General features: G+C 60.7%; 8 protein-coding genes, 1 tRNA gene, 3 rRNA genes and 1 pseudogene. 7 read left to right on the forward strand and 6 right to left on the reverse strand.

Annotated elements, in window-relative coordinates; all coding sequences use genetic code 11:
* Positions 1–6: 6 nt before the first annotated feature.
* From AC6I1W_RS11090 to AC6I1W_RS11100, 3 genes are all read left to right on the forward strand, one after another.
* The gene (locus AC6I1W_RS11090) at positions 7–1,512 is read left to right on the forward strand and encodes a serine/threonine-protein kinase (protein WP_284950804.1); all 1,506 of its coding nucleotides are present in this window, start codon (positions 7–9) and stop codon (positions 1,510–1,512) included.
* A gap of 258 nt (positions 1,513–1,770) precedes the next feature.
* Positions 1,771–2,805, forward strand: a complete 1,035-nt coding sequence (locus AC6I1W_RS11095; protein ID WP_284950809.1) for a glycoside hydrolase family 3 N-terminal domain-containing protein — start codon at positions 1,771–1,773, stop codon at positions 2,803–2,805.
* A 393-nt stretch (positions 2,806–3,198) separates the two neighbouring features.
* A complete protein-coding gene (locus AC6I1W_RS11100) occupies positions 3,199–4,773 on the forward strand; it encodes a hypothetical protein (RefSeq protein ID WP_462553052.1) in 1,575 nt (524 codons plus the stop codon).
* Between the two features lie 607 nt (positions 4,774–5,380).
* Here the strand turns inward: AC6I1W_RS11100 and rrf are convergent.
* From rrf to imuA', 6 genes and pseudogenes are all read right to left on the reverse strand, one after another.
* Positions 5,381–5,497, reverse strand: a 5S ribosomal RNA gene (gene rrf / locus AC6I1W_RS11105).
* Positions 5,498–5,599: 102 nt separating this feature from the next.
* Positions 5,600–8,682 (reverse strand): 23S ribosomal RNA (locus AC6I1W_RS11110).
* A 275-nt stretch (positions 8,683–8,957) separates the two neighbouring features.
* Positions 8,958–10,479: ribosomal RNA gene (locus tag AC6I1W_RS11115) — 16S ribosomal RNA — on the reverse strand.
* Together the 16S, 23S and 5S rRNA genes form the textbook arrangement of a ribosomal RNA operon.
* Before the next feature lie 527 nt (positions 10,480–11,006).
* Positions 11,007–14,404: pseudogene (locus AC6I1W_RS11120) on the reverse strand (error-prone DNA polymerase).
* A 5-nt stretch (positions 14,405–14,409) separates the two neighbouring features.
* On the reverse strand, positions 14,410–15,993 hold the full coding sequence (locus AC6I1W_RS11125) for a Y-family DNA polymerase (RefSeq protein ID WP_462552877.1): 1,584 nt from the start codon (positions 15,991–15,993) through the stop codon (positions 14,410–14,412).
* Entirely contained in the window at positions 15,983–16,579 is a 597-nt protein-coding gene (gene imuA' / locus AC6I1W_RS11130; protein WP_065673689.1) for a DnaE2-dependent mutagenesis accessory factor ImuA', read from the reverse strand. Before imuA' ends, AC6I1W_RS11125 begins: the two co-directional genes overlap by 11 nt.
* Before the next feature lie 333 nt (positions 16,580–16,912).
* Between imuA' and AC6I1W_RS11135 the strand changes: the two genes are divergently transcribed.
* The 4 genes from AC6I1W_RS11135 (at position 16,913) to AC6I1W_RS11150 (ending at position 20,636) form a co-directional block, all read left to right on the forward strand.
* The gene (locus tag AC6I1W_RS11135; RefSeq protein ID WP_065673690.1) at positions 16,913–18,067 is read left to right on the forward strand and encodes a MurT ligase domain-containing protein; all 1,155 of its coding nucleotides are present in this window, start codon (positions 16,913–16,915) and stop codon (positions 18,065–18,067) included.
* On the forward strand, positions 18,064–18,792 hold the full coding sequence (locus tag AC6I1W_RS11140; RefSeq protein ID WP_065673691.1) for a type 1 glutamine amidotransferase: 729 nt from the start codon (positions 18,064–18,066) through the stop codon (positions 18,790–18,792). The genes AC6I1W_RS11135 and AC6I1W_RS11140 overlap by 4 nt, the downstream gene beginning before the upstream one ends.
* 56 nt (positions 18,793–18,848) lie before the next feature.
* Positions 18,849–18,921: transfer RNA gene (locus AC6I1W_RS11145), tRNA-Lys, on the forward strand.
* 401 nt (positions 18,922–19,322) lie between these two features.
* Positions 19,323–20,636, forward strand: coding sequence for an ABC transporter substrate-binding protein (locus AC6I1W_RS11150; protein ID WP_065673692.1), 1,314 nt, complete (start codon positions 19,323–19,325; stop codon positions 20,634–20,636).
* Positions 20,637–20,747 lie beyond the last annotated feature (111 nt).

The raw sequence follows: 20,747 nt of genomic DNA on the forward strand, positions 1-20,747 counted from the left end.
TGAATCATGTCCGAGGAGGACGCCACCGGCGGGTCGACAGTACGTCAAATTGGCAGCCATTACATCCTCGACGAGGTGCTCGGCCAAGGCTCGATGGGAACGGTTTGGCGTGGGCATGATCTCAACGACGGGTCACCTCGAGCCATCAAGGTCCTCAAACCCGAACTGACGAATGACAAAGGCGCGACGAGGCGCTTCATCCAGGAGCGCGACATCCTGATGACCGTCGCCGACGACGCGGTCGTCCGGGTGACTGACATGGTCGTCGAGTCCTCCACCTTCGCCATCATCATGGAATTGGTTGACGGCCCCGACCTTGCGCACGTGCTGGAGTCCATTCCCGACCACCGCCTCGAGCCAGCCACGGCGGTCCGCCTGGGAATCGAAGTCTGTCAGGCCCTTACCGCGATTCACCGGGTCGGCATTCGTCACCTCGACATCAAGCCGGCAAATATCCTCATCGAGGACCGAGAGGAGGTCCGTGGGGCACGAATCACAGATTTCGGCGTCTCGGAAATGGTCGCTTCAGGCAATCCCCACGAAATCGTCGGGACTCCCTACTATCAGGCTCCAGAAGTAGCTGCAGGACGAACGCCATTGGCGGCAAGCGACCTCTATTCCTTCGGCGTCACCTTGTACCAATTGCTGGCCGGCCGCGTTCCGTTCCAGGCAGATTCAGCTGGAAATATTCTGCGTGACCAACCCCCGGACCACATTCCCGGGGTTGATCCACGACTGTGGAACACCATCATGACGTGTCTGGCGCCTGATCCGGCCGGACGCCCTGCCAGTGCGGAGTTACTGGCATCTGAGCTGCGCTCATGGCTCGACGGCGGACCGCCGGTCCAGCTCGTTGTACCTCGTCCGCTACCGCCTCCTCCGACGCCGCCAGCCCCGGTTGCGCCGCCACAACCGGTTCCACCGTACTCGGCGCCCTCGGCGGCGCGGCCTCCGTCAGCGGTGAGCATGGCAACCCCGGCTCCGTCTGCGCCAGCAGCACATGCGGCGACAAACCAGCGCGGCAGCGACGCTGGATGGTTCATCGCTCTGTTGGCTTTGCTTCTGTTGGTCGGAGCCGGCGCGTTCGTCTATCTCAAAGGGATGCCCGGATCTCATTCCGAGGCCACCGCTCAGCCAATTCATACCGCGACCCCGGCACCCAGCCAGACGCCTGAGGTCAGACCGATGCGAACAGTAACGGCCCATGCCACGGTGACGACCACCGCTGCACCGCCCCCGGCTCCGGCCCAGGTCGGCGTCCCCGCCCACGTCGACCTCCCCGCCGGGGCCTCCGAGTGTGGTCCGGGGACATGGGTCGCCAACACGCGTACGGATTGCTCCTTGGCTCTGAACCTCGCTCAGTCAGTGCCGCCGAATCATCCGTCGAACTTCTTTGTCAGTACGCGAAACCCGCAAACTGGGCGCTCTCACAAGTTCTTCTGCAATGTTGTCGGCGAATACCTCGACTGCAGTAACATCGATTTGGAGGTATACCTCGTCATTCCGAGGTAACGTTCTTGGTCACTGTCAGCAATGGAAAGGCTGTGGAATACTGCGACCATGAGACGCCGAACAATCATCACAGCCGCTTTGAGCGCACCATTGGCTGGCTGCGTTTCAAAAGCCGAGCCCCCAGCCGAATCACCCTCGCCTGCACCCGTGACGTCGTCGTCTCCGTCTGACACGCCAACTCCCAGCCCGTCCTCAGCCACCCCCACCCCTACCCCGAGCCCTACCTCGACGCCGACGGAGAAGGTGACCCCAATCCCGATGGATCCACGGGCCGCCCATGTCGTGGCGGATATGTCGCTCGAAGAGCGTGCTGGTCAGTGCATTCTCGTCGGGGTGGTTCCCTCAGATTCTCCGGAGTACATCGCCAACCTCATTGACTCCAAGTGCCTTGCCGGCATCTTCATCTTGGGTCATTGGACCAAGAGGTCGAAGCTCGAGGCCATGCTTGACGCCGTCAACAGTGTCAGCCCGCACGGCATCAAGCCCATCGTCGCGAGCGACCATGAGGGCGGCGAGGTTCAGAACATCCGGATTCCGGGAGTCGACCGGCTGCCGAGCCAGGAAGCTCTGGCCCGGATGTCCCCGGCCAAAGCTCAGTCGGTGGTGATGAGAGGTGCCCGCCAACTCGCCGACCTCGGCGTCCACATGATCTTCTCCCCCGTCGCTGACGTCATCGATCCTGAACTTGGCGTCAAGAACAAGCCGATCGCCAAGCACCATCGTGGGTTCGGCACCGATACTCAGACGTGTGGCCGGTACGCGGCCTCCGTTATTGCGGGGCATCGCAAGGCCGGGATCATCCCGACGGCTAAGCATTTCCCCGGAATTGGGCGCATCGCCGAGGACACGGATTTCAAAGCTGATGGAATTACCGACCACAAGACAATTCGCCATGACCCGTATCTCGAATCGTTCCGAATGGCATTCAATGCTGGGTCTGAAGCGGTCATGATCGCCTCCGCGACCTACTCGAAGATCGATCCAGGAACTCTCGCGTTGTTCTCGTCGAAGGTTATGACCGACATGCTTCGCGGCGACTTCGGATACCAGGGCCTCATCGTTTCAGATGACCTGGGTAGCTCAGTGTCGGTGTTCTCGGTCGACGGTGGACGCCGTGCAAGCAAATTCGTGTCTGCTGGCGGTGACCTGGCGATTACTGCCGATCCTGGCCTGGCAGGCCCCATGATTCAGGCGTTGACGTCGATGGCGGCGTCCTCGTCGGGCAAGAAGCGTCTCAGTGACGCTGCTCGCCATGTCATCAACGTCAAACTGGCGCATTCACTGACACGCTGAGAGGGAGAATGAATCGTGGCTGACGATGGATTCGACAAGGGGAATCACCCCGACGATGCCCACTCTGACGACAATGAGACAGGGCTGATCCCTGAGCAGTCCGATTCAGGCTCTGCTGAGGGGCAGGGCCATGAACCCACCCAGGAGCTGCCAGAAAACAACGACGCGACACAACAGATCCCTGCCGAGCCGGACGGTTCGCAAACCCCCTACGCCGATCAGCAGTATCCGCAGCAGGGTGACTTCCCGAACGGCCAGTACCCGCAGGACTGGAACCAGTATCCGCAGGGCGGTAACGCGCCAGAGTGGAGTCCTCAGACAGGTCAGTATGACGGCTGGAATGCCCAGTACCCGCAGCAAGGTTGGGAACAGCAGCCCGGCCAACAGGGCTGGGTGGGAGATCCTTCCCAGCAGGGCTGGGACCCGAACCAGTACCCCCAGCAAGGCTGGGACCCGAACCAATACCCCCAGCAAGACTGGGATCAGCAGCCCGGCCAGCAAGGCTGGGTGGGAGATCTTTCCCAGCAGGGATGGGACCCCAACCAGTACCCCCAGCAAGACTGGGAACAGCAGCCCAGTCAGGAAAGCTGGGAAGGCCAACCCGCCCAACAGGCATGGACCGCTGATCAATACAGCCAACAGGGATGGCAGGAGTCCCAAAACCAGCCGGGGTGGGAGGAGCAGCAGGATTCGGACGCCAATCAGAATCCGCAGGGCTGGGATCCCAATCAAGACCAGCAAGGCTGGGCGGGCACTGAGCCAACGGGAAACTGGGATGGCACATATCCCCAGGAACAGCAACAGCTGGGCGACGGTAAACAGGCCGCCGAGTACCTGCCTGACGGGTCCGCAGGACTGGCGGGTGCGACTGCCGCTGATCGCCCAGACGTTAATGAGTCGATAGGCGGCATCCCCTTCAGCGATGGGCCCCAACCGAAACGTAAGAGCCAGTACTGGATCGTTGCCGTCGCCGCAATCCTCGTCGTGGCTCTGGGAGTTGGCCTCTTCTACTTCCTCAAGCCCAGGAATGATGATGCGACGAAGGCAGTCCCCGCGCCGGCCTCCAAGCCTGCCGCGTCAGCCTCCCACACCCCGACCCCAGAGGTGACGGTTACCTCGACGTCGACGGCGACCGCTTCATCGACAGCATCAACACCAGCCGCACCGAAGCCGAGCGTTCCGAACAATGCCTCGGTCACGCCGACGCCGGATCTCGTGCGACAGCTCTTCAACGCGCCCGACGCCCAGGTCCAGTGGGTCTCCTTGGCCGCCGACGGTCAGAACGCCGCTGTGGCGTATGCACCCAATTTCAACATCAACGGCAAGTCGGCCGGCCCTAATGGCGGCCACCTCGTCATGAGGAAGAACGGAGGGCATTGGGAGCCTCTCCCCCAAGGCGGGGTCATTGCTGACGACAATGACTGCGATGCCATACTCAAAGTGCTGGGAGACAAGGCTGCTGTCGCTGCCAGCCAGGTCATGAGCAGCAAGCAGTGCGATGCGGCAATCGTCTACGACATGGCGAAGAAGGGCTCAATCCGACTCGGCGATATGGCAGGTGTCGGGCCTCTTAACCTAGACAAGTCCACCGCGGAACTCGCCGGTACGATCCATGTCATCCCGGACGGCATCAGCGGAGTATGTACCCGCAACACCCCGGTGTATGCGCGTTACAACGGCTTCCTCGGCGGAGTATGGACGAGCGGAGACGATGTCCAGGCCTACCTGTTCGTTGGTGGTACTAACGCCAGCTCTAACGGTGCGCGGATCGGCATCACCGAGGCACAGCTGCGGTCCGACTACTCCAAGCTCAAGCTGACCGACGTCACCTCGGACTTCCATGGAATGGGATACGAGAAGGCCCTTGCGTTCTCCAGCGATGGCAAGGAAGTCGACTACCTATTCAACGGCGGCAGGGTCGTTGCCTACATGATCAGGAACTCCAGCTTCATCCCGACTACCTGCTGACGTCCTCCTCCAAAACTGACGTGGCCCTTCTCACAGAGAGGGGCCACGTTTTGTATCCTCACTTTCTCGTCGGGACATTCCTGCCCCAGGCTCTGGACCTCAGCCGCCACCCATGCATTTGCCACTCTCGGCTTCTCCGCACCTCACGAGTGGGGCGATGTGCCGGTACGCGAGCGTGGTGAGGACGCGAGTCCAGGTCCCGGTTGCCGGGGGAAGGAAGCACTGCGGTCAGTTTTCCCGAGGATGCATGTCGCCTTCAAGGCCCATGTTCTTGAGTTCGACTCAGCGCTGCTACCGCCTCGGCCGAGAGACCCTGACCCCGTGTTTTGAAGGCAGAAAGCCCGCTTCTGGAGGAAACGGCATCAATTACGGGAGGGCGTCTTGAGGATGAACAATCTCCTCAGTGCTATGTCCGCTCTGTCCGTATTTACCTAGCGCCTAAGGGGAAACCGAAAACAGATCTGCGTTGGTGTGGGTGGTTGTGAATAGACGGCACGGGGCCGGGGGTTGATTGGTGTCATCGCCCCCGGCTGTTGGGTGTGTGGGTATACAGAAAGAGCGTGTGGAGACAAGGATGATCCTTGTCTCCACACGCACACAAATATGATTCCGGCGGCGTCCTACTCTCCCACACGATCCCTCGTGCAGTACCATCGGCGCTGGAAGGCTTAACTACCGGGTTCGGTATGGGACCGGGTGTTTCCCTTCCGCCAAGGCCACCGGAAAAACTATGGGGCCAGTCAGGCTTGGCGCAACCCCCGCGTGGGGGCTGGGAGCCGTACAGTGGATGCGATCATCAAAATTCTTATTGGACGTGAAAGTGTGTGTTTGTAAGTCCTCGGTCTATTAGTACCAGTCAGCTCCACACCTTACGATGCGTCCACGCCTGGCCTATCAACCCGGTCGTCTACCGGAGACCTTACCAGATTCATCTGCAGGAACCCTCATCTTGAAGCGTGCTTCCCGCTTAGATGCTTTCAGCGGTTATCACAACCCGACGTAGCCAACCAGCCATGCTCTTGGCAGAACAACTGGCACACCAGAGGTCAGTCCGTCCCGGTCCTCTCGTACTAAGGACAGCCCTTCTCAAGATTCCTCCGCGCGCAGCGGATAGGGACCGAACTGTCTCACGACGTTCTGAACCCAGCTCGCGTGCCGCTTTAATGGGCGAACAGCCCAACCCTTGGGACCGACTCCAGCCCCAGGATGCGACGAGCCGACATCGAGGTGCCAAACCATGCCGTCGCTATGAGCGCTCGGGCAAGATCAGCCTGTTATCCCCGGGGTACCTTTTATCCGTTGAGTGACGGCGCGTCCACAAGCCACCGTCAGATCACTAGTCCCGACTTTCGTCCCTGCTCGACCTGTCAGTCTCACAGTCAAGCCCCCTTGTGCACTTACACTCAACACCTGATTACCAACCAGGATGAGGGAACCTTTGGGCGCCTCCGTTACCTTTTAGGAGGCGACCGCCCCAGTCAAACTACCCATCAGGCACTGTCCCTGAACCGGATCACGGCCCAAAGTTAGATAACCAGAACGACCAGAGTGGTATTTCAACAATGACTCCACAACCACTGGCGTGGCCGTTTCACAGTCTCCCACCTATCCTACACAAGTCGTCCCAATCACCAATACCAAACTATAGTAAAGGTCCCGGGGTCTTTCCGTCCTGCTGCGCGTAACGAGCATCTTTACTCGTAATGCAATTTCACCGAGTTCATGGTGGAGACAGTAGGGAAATCGTTACTCCATTCGTGCAGGTCGGAACTTACCCGACAAGGAATTTCGCTACCTTAGGATGGTTATAGTTACCACCGCCGTTTACTGGGGCTTAAGTTCACCGCTTCGCCAACGCTAACAGTTCCCCTTAACCTTCCAGCACCGGGCAGGAGTCAGTCCGTATACATCGTCTTACGACTTCGCACGGACCTGTGTTTTTGGTAAACAGTCGTTTCCCCCTGGTCTCTGCGCCCCTCACCGCTACCAACTGTAAAAGCCTTGACAGTTCAGGTCCCCCTTATCCCGAAGTTACGGGGGCATTTTGCCGAGTTCCTTCACCATGATGATCTCGATCGCCTCGGTATACTCTACCTATCCACCAGTGTCGGTTTAGGGTACGGGCGGACCAGCCACCTCGCTCACGAAGATTTTCTCGACAGTACAGGATCACTCACTCACCCACTTCCTGTGGGCTCGCCATCATGCCTCAACCACAACCCTGGCGGATTTACCTACCAGACGGTCCACACATTTAGCCCCGGACAACCATCGCCGGGGATGAGCTACCTCCCTGCGTCCCTCCGCAGCTTGCCTACTACATGATCGGTTCACACACTCACCACACCACCACCACATCAACGATGTCGCGGAGGCAGGCTCGCACGCTTAGCATCACACACCTCGACACGGACGGTGACAAGCCGGTACCAGAATATCAACTGGTTATCCATCGACTACGCCTGTCGGCCTCGCCTTAGGTCCCGACTCACCCAGGGCAGATTAACTTGACCCTGGAACCCTTGGATAATCGGCGGACGGGTTTTCCACCCGTCATTCGCTACTCATGCCTGCATTCTCACTCCCGCACAATCCACCACACGGTCACCCGGCAGCTTCACCTCGCACAGGACGCTCCCCTACCCAAACCCTCACGGGCTTGCCACAGCTTCGGCGGATAACTTAAGCCCCGCTACATTGTCGGCGCGGAATCACTTGACCAGTGAGCTATTACGCACTCTTTCAAGGATGGCTGCTTCCAAGCCAACCTCCTGGCTGTCTGCGCAACTCCACATCCTTTTCCACTGAGTTACCACTTAGGGGCCTTAGCTGATGATCTGGGCTGTTTCCCTCTCGACGACGAAGCTTATCCCCCGCCGTCTCACTGCTACGCTCCACTTGCCGGCATTCGGAGTTTGGCTGATTTCGGTAAGCTGATAGGCCCCCTAGACCATCCAGTGCTCTACCTCCGACAAGAACCACGCAACGCTGCACCTAAATGCATTTCGGGGAGAACCAGCTATCACGGTGTTTGATTGGCCTTTCACCCCTATCCACAGCTCATCCCCTCCATTTTCAACTGAAGTGGGTTCGGACCTCCACGACGTCTTACCGACGCTTCATCCTGGCCATGGATAGATCACACCGCTTCGGGTCTAGAACACGCGACTCACGCCCTTATCGGACTCGCTTTCGCTACGACTCCCCCACACAGGTTAACCTCGCCACGCATCACTAACTCGCAGGCTCATTCTTCAAAAGGCACGCCATCACCCCACAAGGCTCTGACGGCTTGTATGCGACCGGTTTCAGGTACTATTTCACTCCCCTCCCGGGGTACTTTTCACCATTCCCTCACGGTACTGATCCACTATCGGTCACCAAGGAGTATTTAGGCTTGACGGGTGGTCCCGCCAGATTCACGCGAAATTCCACGAGTTCCACGCTACTTGGGGTAACCCTCACCAGTGCCACGCTTACAGTTACGGGACTCTCACCCACTCCGGTACGCCTTCCCAGACGCTTCACCTTCACGCAACATTTATCACTGGCCAATCCTGCGGCAGCAGAACCCAAAGGCCCCCACAACCCCGCACATGCAACACCTGCCGGCTTGAACACACACACGGTTTAGCCTCATCCACTTTCGCTCGCCACTACTCACGGAATCACGGTTGTTTTCTCTTCCTACGGGTACTAAGATGTTTCACTTCCCCGCGTTACCTCCCACACCCCTATACATTCAGGGCAGGGTCACCGGACACTACTCCGGACATTCCAGGTTTCCCCATTCGGACACCCCCGGATCACAGCTCGTTTACCAACTCCCCAGGGCTTATCGCAGGTTACAACGTCCTTCATCGGCTCTTGGTGCCAAGGCATCCACCGATCGCACTTAACAACTTGCACAACAACACAAGACACAAAAAATTAAGATGCTCGCATCCACTATACAGTTCTCAACCACCACACGAATCAACACCACACCCACCACACAGCAGACGCAGCATCACCGCACCAGGCCACCACACACACGTGTGATACCCCAGAACCCCAACAGCATGCCTCAGACCGTCCACCACAAGATGAACACGCCAATGTTCCACAAGAAGCTAACCCATCCACCAACGACTCACGACGAGCCACACAGCAATAATGAGTCCTTACAATGAAGTGCTCCTTAGAAAGGAGGTGATCCAGCCGCACCTTCCGGTACGGCTACCTTGTTACGACTTAGTCCTAATTACCAGTCCCACCTTCGACGGCTCCCCCACACAGGTTAGGCCACCGGCTTCGGGTGTTACCGACTTTCATGACTTGACGGGCGGTGTGTACAAGCCCCGGGAACGTATTCACCGCAGCGTTGCTGATCTGCGATTACTAGCGACTCCGACTTCATAGGGTCGAGTTGCAGACCCCAATCCGAACTGAGACCGGCTTTCCGAGATTCGCTCACCCTCACAGGCTCGCAACTCTTTGTACCGGCCATTGTAGCATGCGTGAAGCCCTGGACATAAGGGGCATGATGACTTGACGTCATCCCCACCTTCCTCCGAGTTGACCCCGGCGGTCTCCACTGAGTCCCCACCATAACGTGCTGGCAACAGTGAACGAGGGTTGCGCTCGTTGCGGGACTTAACCCAACATCTCACGACACGAGCTGACGACAGCCATGCACCACCTGTGAACCAGCCCCACAAGGAGGCGTACCCATCTCTGAGCACTCCCAGTCCATGTCAAACCCAGGTAAGGTTCTTCGCGTTGCATCGAATTAATCCGCATGCTCCGCCGCTTGTGCGGGGCCCCGTCAATTCCTTTGAGTTTTAGCCTTGCGGCCGTACTCCCCAGGCGGGGTACTTAATGCGTTAGCTACGGCACGGAATCCGTGGAATGGACCCCACACCTAGTACCCACCGTTTACAGCGTGGACTACCAGGGTATCTAAGCCTGTTCGCTCCCCACGCTTTCGCTCCTCAGCGTCAGGAAAGGTCCAGAGAACCGCCTTCGCCACTGGTGTTCCTCCTGATATCTGCGCATTCCACCGCTCCACCAGGAATTCCATTCTCCCCTACCTTCCTCAAGTCAACCCGTATCGAAAGCACGCTCAGGGTTAAGCCCCAAGTTTTCACTTCCGACGCAATCAACCACCTACGAGCTCTTTACGCCCAATAAATCCGGACAACGCTCGCACCCTACGTATCACCGCGGCTGCTGGCACGTAGTTAGCCGGTGCTTCTTCTGCAGGTACCGTCACAAAAGCTTCGCCCCTGCTGAAAGCGGTTTACAACCCGAAGGCCGTCATCCCGCACGCGGCGTTGCTGCATCAGGCTTCCGCCCATTGTGCAATATTCCCCACTGCTGCCTCCCGTAGGAGTCTGGGCCGTATCTCAGTCCCAATGTGGCCGGTCGCCCTCTCAGGCCGGCTACCCGTCAAAGCCTTGGTAAGCCACTACCCCACCAACAAGCTGATAAGCCGCGAGTCCATCCAAAACCGCCGAAGCTTTCCAACCCCCACCATGCAGCAAGGATTCCTATCCGGTATTAGCCCCAGTTTCCTGAAGTTATCCCGAAGTCAAGGGCAGGTTACTCACGTGTTACTCACCCGTTCGCCACTCGAGTACCCCCAAAGGGGCCTTTCCGTTCGACTTGCATGTGTTAAGCACGCCGCCAGCGTTCGTCCTGAGCCAGGATCAAACTCTCCAATGAAAAAATATCACCCACCCACACACACAATGCAGGCAACGGTGTCACAAGAGAATCCAAAACACTAACCCCAAACACTGACCAAAAAAATCAGTCCATGTCCAGAATCACAAAGGAATTCATAAACAAATCCGACACATCGATAGATGCATCAAAAAATCATTGACTATCAAAGACACACTGTTGAGTTCTCAAGCATCACACCCACCAGAACAACCCCACCAACAAGCAGGACCACCCCGAGGCGACCCGACCAACCCTACCACACCAACCCCAACCCCGCAAAACCCGCGGTATCAAGATCAGCCAGCAAAACCAGCCAAACCGTGCCACCACCCCGAAAAGCAGCGACCCGACCAACCTTACCGGATCAACCCCGACTCACCAAAACCATCGGGCTGAGATCCAGTTCGGCTGCTATCTGGGAGCCGCTTCAAGCAGCCCCTGACAGCTCGGGAAACATTACACATGGATGAACAATGACGCAAATTAGGGTGCCGCTGTCATCGTATCCCCTTGTCAAAGGCTGTTCAGCGGAAGTCACGGGATCTCGTGGGTACTGATAAATCGAGGGCTTCCAACCGATCTGCTTGCAAACTCGTCACTCCCTCGTCGCTTCTTTCCAAGATCCCCCGCACCACCAAAGCTCGCGACGTCCGGGCCACACGTCGGTGATGCTTCCATGCACCCGGAGTGACGATGACGTTGAGCAGGCCGGTTTCGTCCTCCACGTTGAGGAAGGTCACTCCCCCTGCTGTCCCAGGTCTCTGTCTGTGGGTGACGACTCCAGCAACTTCTATACGCCGTCCAGCCTCGACGTCGCCCAGCCGGTCAACTCGCACCACACCTCGTCGATCAAGGACGCCCCGGACGTGGCGAACAGGATGGTCGGCCGTACTGACTCCGGTGGCACGGATGTCGTCACCCAATAACTCCAACTGAGTGGGTTCGGGAAGCAAAGGTGGCTGGGTGGCCACCTGAACATCCAGCTGGCCCGGTGCTACACCGTCGATCTGACCGATCTGCCACAGAGCGCCCCGTCTTGACCCCACGAGATCGTCGAAGACACCAGCCAGGGCAAGGGCCTCCACCTCTTCCTTGCCCAGTTCAACGCGCCGAGCGAGGTCGTCGAGGCTGGTGAAGGGTTCGCGTTCCCGCTCCGCAATGATCCGAGTGGCTGTCTCGGTACTGATACCGGAGACGTCAGAAAGGCCCAACCGCACCGCGAAGTGAGTATCCCGACGATGGTCACCGTCATCACGATCGGGGTCAAAAGGACCGATCTCGGACTCGTCGTGGTCATGAAGACAGTCGTCCATCCCTGTCTCCACGTCATCACGTCATCGCCTCCACGATCCAGTGCTTCCAGATCTGCCCCCACTGACGACTTCGTCAGGTCTGGACGTCGCGTCACCACACCGTGTCGTCGAGCATCCGCCACCAGAGTCGCCGGGGAATAGAACCCCATCGGCTGGCTGCGCAGCAAAGCCGCAAGAAAGGCTGCCGGGTAATGCAGCTTGACCCAAGCTGAGGTGTAGACCAGTCCGGCGAAGCTCAAGGCATGGGACTCGGCGAACCCAAAATTCGCGAAAGACTCGATGCGGGCATAGATGTCCTGGGCAGTGTCGTCGTCAATCCCATTGGCTGCCATCCCCTCGAAAAGCTTGGCGCGTAGCGAGTCAATGCGTTCGACCCCGCGTTTGGATCCCATCGCTCGGCGCAACAGGTCAGCGTCGGCAGCCATGCAATTGCCGACCGTCGTAGCCATCTGCATGAGCTGCTCCTGGAAGAGCGGGATTCCCAAGGTGCGCTCGAGCACCGGTTTGAGCAACGGGTGGGGATAGGTGATCGGTTCGACACCGGTACGTCGTCGGATATAGGGATGCACCGCGCCTCCCTGCACCGGACCAGGACGGATGAGCCCGATCTCCACGGCCAAGTCGTAGAAGCAGCGCGGCTTGAGCCGCGGCAGAGTGCCAATCTGGGCCCGGCTCTCCACCTGGAACACGCCGATGCTGTCACCACGGCACAACATGTCGTAGACCCCCGGCTCATTGCGCGGAATCGAGGCCAGGGCCCAAGATCGTCCGCAGTGCTGAGCGATGAGATTGAAGGAGGTGCTCAGCGCCGAGAGCATTCCCAGCCCCAGCAGGTCGAACTTCACCAGCCCCATCCAGGCGCAGTCCTCCTTGTCCCACTGCAGCACCGTGCGACCAGGCATCCGGGCTGGCTCGATCGGGCAGATGCGTCCCACCGGTTCTCGGGTCAGCACCATTCCGGCCGAGTGGATGCCCAGGTGACGCGGTAGCCCCATCACCTGCTGGGCGAGGGCGACGACCTCGTCAGGAATCTCGGGGCCCTCGGAGCTCCGGGAGCCCGGCACCACTGATCGTCTCTCCATCTGACGCGACCACGCGTCCTGCTGCCCTTGGGAATAACCGAGGGCTTTGGCCGTGTCCCGGATGGCACTGCGCGGCCGATAGGTGATGACGTCAGCCACCTGGGCAGCGTTGCGCCGCCCGTACTTGGCGTAGACGTACTGGATGACCTCCTCACGACGTCGAGCGTCGAAGTCGACATCGATGTCAGACTCCTCCTCGCGCAGCACCGACAGGAACCGCTCGAAGGGCAAGCCGTAAAACACCGGATCGACGACGGTGATGCCCAGCACGTAACAGACCGCCGAGGCCGCTGCTGATCCACGTCCTTGACACAAGATCCCCCGGGACCGAGCGAACTCCACGATGTCGGAGACGATGAGGAAGTAGCCGGCGAAATCCCGAACCTCGATAAGGTCGAGTTCCGTGGCCAGGCGGTCCTTGGCCACTGGGTCATCCCCGTAGCAGCCTCGACGCCCCTCCTCCACCAGATGACGCAGCCAACTGATGGGAGTGTGTCCCTCGGGCACCTTCTGGTCGGGCAGACGGGGACGCACCGACCTCAGTTGGAAAGCCGTCCTCTCAGCCACCGCTACGGTGTTGTCCACCGCATCTCGGTGACGGCTGAACAGGTCTGCCATCTCCGCGCCGCTGCGCAACCTCGCCACCGGGCCGGGAGGAAGCCAGCCGTCCATCTCGTCAAGACTGCGTCGAGCCCGCACCGCTGAGAGAGCGCAGGCCAGCTCGAACTGTTCAGCACCGGCGTAGTGGGCGGCTGTCGTCGCCACCGTCGTCAGGCCATGACGACCCGCCAGCTCAGCGAGGACGTCGTTGTCACGGGAATCGGTGGGAGCGCGATGATCGGTCAACTCGACCATGACATTGTCGATACCGAAGAGATCAACCAGGTGATGGAGCTCGGCCTCAGCTTGAGCCACCCCCTTGACCAAGCCCTGCCTCACTGTTCCCTTCCGACATCCGGTGAGGACAGTCCAGTGCTCGTCGGCCACCTCGGCCAGATGGTTGAGATCATGGACCGGATGCCCTTTCTGCCCACCCTCGGCCAGATAGGCGTCCGTGAGGGCACCGGCCAAGCGGCGATAGCCCTCCGGGCCGTTGGCCAGCACGAGCAGGTGGCTGCCCACCGGATCAGCCACCCCGTTCTGAGGCTCCGGCACTCCAATGGACAACTCCGACCCGATGATGGTGGGAAGACCACAGGCTTCAGCCGCTTCAGCCATTCTGACGACCCCGTAGAGGCCGTCATGATCAGTCAGGGCCAGCCCTGACAGGCCCAGCTCCACCGCTCGGGTGACGAGGTCCTCCGGACTGGAGGCACCGTCAAGAAAGCTGTAGGAGGAGTGACAGTGCAGCTCGGCATAGGGCACCACTGGCCCCTCGGGTCGGAGGGGACGACGGTCAAAGGGTTTACGGACGCGGCGATAGCCGGTCTGATCAGCATGGCTGTCCTGATGGCCATTGGGAGGACGCCGTCCCGAGATGCGTCTTTCCAACTCTCGCCACGGAATCGGAGGATTGTGGTAACTCACCCCGATCACGCCTCGGCGTAACGAGCCTCGACCCACCAACGGTCAGCCGATCCCGCCAACACCCATGCCTGTTGGTCCTCGGTGACCAACTGCACTCGCTCCACGGAGACGGCCGGGGTGCTCCACCACCTTTGGTGCACCGGCCATGGCCCGGCCCATGCGATGACGCGCCGTCGCGACGTGCCGTCATGAAACCATCCCGGGCTGATCGACGGTAAGTCGGACGATGTCGTCAGTGGCATGCCGTCGGTCGTCTCCAGCCGGGCTGGCAGAGGACGGGAATACACGATGACGGGAGCGGGGCCATCGAGGTGGCCCGGCCAGGGACGATCCACCGGACGCGCGTCCTCAGCAACCGTCCCGAAAGGAATCAGTCGGCGTCGGTCCCTGAGCATCCGGCCACCATCGACTTTCCCCATCAGAACCCCCTCGGGGCCTAACCTCTCCTGCAACTGGGAGATGATGTGGACGAGATGCTCGGCGGGCCTGGCACCAAACAATCCTTCGGCCGCCTCACCCGCACGATGGATGGTGGGAACGATCCGCACTGCCTCAACACCGGACTGGCAGAACTCATCAGCACCGAACTCGCCAATGCCCCGGGAAAGGTCGTCGAGCTGACGGGACAGTCGAGCCAACAGATCATCACCGCTGAATTGCCACGGTTGACGCCAGGTGCGCTCAGACAACCCAGCAGTGGCCCGGATGAGAATGCGGGCCTGGGAACATACCCGACCGCTGGCTGCCAGGCCGGCCATGAACTCCTCCACCACAGGACGCACCACGGCCACCACCTGTGCGCCGGAAGGTTCCGGATCGTCAAGGACGACTTCCATGGCATCGTCGTCCTCGGGCCGGTGTGCCGACAGCACCGCGACGTCCATGCCACGTGCCCAATCGTGGGCGCGCTGACCGACCTCCGCGAACCGCTGGACGACATGTTGACGGTCCAGACCGGCGAAGGAGCCAACAGTCGTCAGACCGAGCTGGCGCAAGGTCCGAACCAATGCCTCATCGGCTCGTCCGGTACGCGCCAGAACCGAGACGTCGCGGGGAGCCAGAAAGGCCGTGGACATGCCGGGACTGAGGATCTTGGGGCCATGACTCCCGGGGCCGGCCACTGCGGTGGCAGCCACCTCTGCCGCGAACAACCCGTCCGCCACCGAAATCCCCGTATCCGTGTACCCGATACGAGCCAACACCTCGGACATGCGCTGCGCAGCGGCGCGTTCACCACCGTAGAAACGAGCAACTCCGCGAGCAGCCACCCCTGGGCGCACCACGTGGACCGAAGGCGCCACTGACCTCTCAATCTCGCGAACCACCTCGTCAAAGAGGATCTCCTCAGAGGCAGGATCGTGAGACACGACAACGGCGTCTGGACAGCGTAACTGGGCAGCTCTCACTCGCAAACCAGGGACCGCTCCTTCCTCGGCTGCCCGGGAACAGCAGTCGACGACGACCCCGCGATCGACGACCAGAAGAGGGGCATCCCCAGGCTGACGTCGAGACGCCGCCACGATTCGCCACCCGGGAATCACTGCCATGAGGACTCGAACCGGCGCGGCACTGAGTGGTTCAGCAGACATCAGCCACCTCCTCGGCGGGGTACACCCCGGTGCCGGTACGGATGAGCCGCACGGAACGGTTGTGGTGATGCCTCACCACGGTCACCTCAAGCTCCTGGGCCGACAAACAGCCGTACCCCTGACCAAGTCCCTGCCACCCCACAGTGCGGACATCGATTCGAGCGGCAGGGCTGGGCCAAGGCCCCAGCACCACCAAGGACGAGCCGCGAGAACGCAGCCTGGCCGTCAATCGCCTGCTGGCCGTCATCGGCAACGGCGGCGGAGCTGCAGCAAGAACGACATCGAGGCCCTCGATGAGAGTGGCCACCGTCTCAAGCCAGTTTCCTGAATGAGGCACGAGCACCAATCGTGACAGCTCCACCCCCCACTGCCGAGCCGCCTCAACACTGAGTTCGGGCAGCCCGACCACCCCACACCAGCCATGGGTGAGCAGCCCCAGCCCGACCGAGGAAGCCCCGTCCAGACGATAGACGGCGGGCATGAGACCACCGGGGAAAAGAGGTTGAAGCAATGGGTGGATGGCATGGCCACCGGGAACTTCCAGACCGTCGACACCACGGCTCACCAACTCCTCGATGTCAACCATCACGCACCCCCTCGTCCGGCGTTCGTCAGCCCGTCGCAGCCGACGGGAATTACCGTGACACGCGTGCCCGACAGGTTTCTCGACGACTGCCTGGAACAACAGCGAACACCCTTGCCAGCCAGCGTTTGGAGGTCATAGAGCCGTCCTCGTCACCGGCCGGGCACACCAGGGCCGTCATCCCTTCCTGCCATGATTGGGGCCATGACCTCGTCACCTCGAAGACACCGCACCTCCCCGCGGCTGCAACTGGCCCTGCTGGCCGGGCGGACAGCCGCAACAGCCTCCCGCCTGACGGGGAAGGGCTCAGGAGCATCAATTCGTGGTCGGGTGACGATGAAGTTGGCTCCCCACGCCTTGCCTGAACTGCTGGCAGACCGTCGCATCGCCAGTGTCACCGGCACCAACGGCAAGACCACGACAACTCACTTCCTCACCGCCGCAGTGCGAGCTGGGACTCCTGACGGCCAACGAAGCGTCGTCACCAACGCCGATGGGGCCAACCTGCATCACGGCATCGTCTCGGCCCTGGGAGAGGCCCCTGACGCCACCATCGCCGTGCTGGAGACCGACGAGAGAGTCGTCGCCGACGTCGTCGCGATGGGCGACCCGGAAGTACTGATCCTGCTCAACTTCAGCCGTGACCAGCTCGACCGTAACCACGAACTGACCTTCCTGGGACGCGACTGGCGTGATGCCCTGGAGAAAGCCGCTGAGCACGGTCCGACGGTGGTCGCCAATGCCTGCGATCCGCTCATCGTGTGGGTGTGCCAGAAGGCTCGTCACGTCATCTGGGTGGACACCAAGCCTCGCTGGACCGCCGACTCGACGCTGTGTCCCAACTGCGGCACCGTCCTCACCCATGGCGAGGGCGGATGGGACTGCCCCGGATGTGAGCTGAGTCAGCCTGCTGCCGATTGGTGGGTGGAGGGTGACGAGGCCGTCGAGGCTTCCGGGAGACGATTCCACCTCGATGTCCAGGTGCCCGGTTCCTTCAACCTCACCAATGCCATCTGCGCCCTTGCCGCGGCCATCCACATGGGTATTCAGCCCGAGGACGCGCTGCGCGGAATTGCCACGGTGGAGTCCCCCGCCGGCCGCTATGCCACCTGCACCATCGGCGGCACCCATTGCCGCCTGCTGCTGTCGAAGAACCCTGCCGGCTGGACCGAATCCCTGCCGCTGACGACCTCCGATCCGCTGGTGCTCGCCATCGACGCGGTGGCCGCCGACGGCAAGGACGTCTCATGGCTGTGGGACGTCGATTACGAGCAACTGGCCGGACGAACCGTAATCTGCACCGGCCCGCGCGCACTCGATCTGGCCGTCAGGCTGCAATACGCCGGAGTGGAGCACGTCGTCATCGAGGATCTCGCCCAGGCCCTCAGCTCCCCACTGCTGGCCGGCACTTGGGACGCTGACCACCCCGTCGACGTGCTGTCGACCTACACCCCCTTTCAGAAACTGCGCCGACTCGGAGGACTGGCATGAACACCGACCGTCCCAAGATCGTCCTGCTGTACCAGTCCTTGTTGGGCATCTACGGCGACCACGGCAATGCAGTCGTCCTCACCAAGAGGCTGCAATGGCGCGGCATCGACGCCGAGCTCGTCACCGTCGAGCCCGGTCAGAAGGTGCCCACTGACGGGGCCGTCTATCTGCTGGGAGGCGGCGAGGACACCGCCCAGATCACCGCTGTCCGGGAGCTCAAGGCCGATGGCGGACTGTTCACCGCCCTCGACGACGGCGCAATGCTCTTCGCGGTGTGCGCCGGCTACCAGATCTGCGGCAGGTCCTTCACCATCGGAGCCCGTGACGAGGTCATTGCGGGACTCGGGCTTCTCGACGCCGAGACCCGACGCGGCCCGGAGCGTGCCGTCGGGGAGGTTCTGCACATCTGGACCCAGCCCGACGGGAACACCTGCCCGATCACCGGTTTCGAGAACCACGGCGGCTGGACAGAACTTGGTTCTGACGCCAAGCCGCTGGCTGCTGTCGAGGTTGGTTGGGGCAACGGCAACCATCGCGACGAAGGAGCCGTGCAGGGGCGTGTCATCGGCACCTACCCGCACGGACCAGTTCTCGCACGCAACCCTCAGCTCGCCGACCATGTGCTCGAAATAGCCCTAGGACGCCATTTGGAGCCCCTCGACCTGCCCGAGATCACGGCGTTGAGACAGCGTCGAATCGATGCCGCACGCACTGGTCGGCCATGAACTCGTCACATCGATTTTGCATCTTGGCCGAAGTCCGCTAATGTTTTTTCTCGCCGGCGCTGCTAGCTCAATTGGCAGAGCAGCTGACTCTTAATCAGCGGGTTCAGGGTTCGAGTCCCTGGCGGCGCACCGAAACGGAAGCCGTTCCATACTGGAGGCAGGATGGAACGGCTTCCTTCATGTTCGCATCTTGTACTCCTAATTTACCTTCTCCCGAGGCCAGAGATTGTCCAGTCACCAGCAGACGGCAATCCCAGGACACCGCTCGGAGCAATACCCTCCTTCCACAACGATTCAGACTGATCCAGTCATCTACCAACACCGCTCTGACCACCCCGGTGGAGGGAACGCCCCTCAATCCCACTTGTCGTGCACAATCATTCGGGTTCATCGCAAAACGACGTGCACACATGCCGGACAGTCGGTGTAATGTCCTGCCTGAGGTTATGACCTATCGCACCCGTAGGAAATCGCTGATGCGTACGTGATGTCGCTGTCGACATCGCCCAGTTCAAGGAGGAAGAAGTCACATGACGCACTACACACACTCCCGCCGGGCCTTCATCCAGGGCTCCGTCGGAGCACTGGCGCTCGGTGCCTTGGCAGCTTGTTCCAACGGAGACTCGAAGGACTCCGGATCCAATAAGCCCGCAGCCAAGGGCGCAGACTTCACTGGTGAGGGCCCCATCAGCTGGGTGCAGGGCAAGGACTTCTCCGGTGGAATGGTCCAGAAGCGCATCGATGAGTGGAACAAGAAGTACCCCAAGGAGAAGGTCACTCTCATCGAGCTGTCCTCGGAGGCCGACCAGCAGCGTCAGTCCTTCATCAACGCCGCTCAGACGAACTCTGCCGCCTACGACGTCATTGGCCTCGATCTGGTGTGGGTTGCCGAGTTCGCGGCTAACCGCTGGATCGTGGAGATCCCGCAGGACATGAAGCCCGAAGGCGTCATTGACTCGGTGTGGGAGACCGGTTCGTACCGCGGCAAGCAGTTCGCCGTTCCGTATGCCACTGACGCCTCGATCATGTACTACCGCAAGGACTTCCTCGAGAAGGCCAAGGTCGAGGTTCCCAAGACCTGGGAAGACGTCAAGAAGGCCACCGAGGCCGTCCGCAAGCTCCCCGGCATGCAGGACATCGGTGGGTTCGGTGGCCAGTGGGCCAAATATGAGGGCCTCACCTGCAACATCTCTGAATTCATCAACACCTGTGGTGGTGCGATCGTCGACGACTCCGGGAAGGTGACCGTCGACTCCCCCGAGTCCATCAAGGGCATCCAGACCGCCGTCGACGCCTTCAAGTCCAAGCTCATCCCGACCGCAGCCCTGGAATGGAAGGAGGAGGACAGCCGTAACGGCTTCGAGTCCGGCAAGGTCCTCTTCCTGCGCAACTGGCCTTACCAGTACGGCAACGACATGAAGGAACTCGGACCCGACAAGTTCGGCGTCGCCCCGCTGCCCTCCATCGACGGCAAGGACTACATGCCGACCCTGGGCGGCCACAACTGCGCCATCACCTCCAACTGCAAGAACAAGGCCACGGCCCTCAAGTTCGTCAAGTGGTGGACCAACCAGGAGTCCGAGCAGTACAACCTCGAGAAGCAGTCCAACGCACCGATCTACGGCGAGTTGTACACCAAGGACGAGAACGTCAAGAGGCTCCCGTACCTGCCGACCCTGAAGGCCTCTCTGGACAGCGCCAAGGGCCGTCCGCATGCCGTCGCCTACGGTGACGTCACCGCGGCCATCCAGGACGCCATCTACCCAGCTCTCCAGGGCAAGACGGACGCCGAAAGCGCTGCCAAGCAGCTGGCCGACAAGCTGAAGACGATCATCAAGAATTGATCGTCACGCAGAACTAACCACACGGATACGGCGGGGCGGGTCACTCACCCCGCCGTATCCATGACATCGCTCGCACCACCCGACGGACAACGCCGGGGACAAGGAGCTTCA

It is taken from the genome of Cutibacterium sp. KB22876 (assembly GCF_059728865.1).

Excerpts from the sequence above, each read along its gene's own strand:
- AC6I1W_RS11090 (WP_284950804.1), top strand. The coding sequence starts at position 7 with ATGTCCGAGGAGGACGCCACCGGCGGGTCGACAGTACGTCAAATTGGC.
- AC6I1W_RS11095 (WP_284950809.1), top strand. The coding sequence starts at position 1,771 with ATGGATCCACGGGCCGCCCATGTCGTGGCGGATATGTCGCTCGAAGAG.
- AC6I1W_RS11125 (WP_462552877.1), bottom strand. The coding sequence starts at position 15,993 with ATGTCTGCTGAACCACTCAGTGCCGCGCCGGTTCGAGTCCTCATGGCA.
- imuA' (WP_065673689.1), bottom strand. The coding sequence starts at position 16,579 with ATGGTTGACATCGAGGAGTTGGTGAGCCGTGGTGTCGACGGTCTGGAA.
- AC6I1W_RS11135 (WP_065673690.1), top strand. The coding sequence starts at position 16,913 with ATGAAGTTGGCTCCCCACGCCTTGCCTGAACTGCTGGCAGACCGTCGC.
- AC6I1W_RS11140 (WP_065673691.1), top strand. The coding sequence starts at position 18,064 with ATGAACACCGACCGTCCCAAGATCGTCCTGCTGTACCAGTCCTTGTTG.
- AC6I1W_RS11150 (WP_065673692.1), top strand. The coding sequence starts at position 19,323 with ATGACGCACTACACACACTCCCGCCGGGCCTTCATCCAGGGCTCCGTC.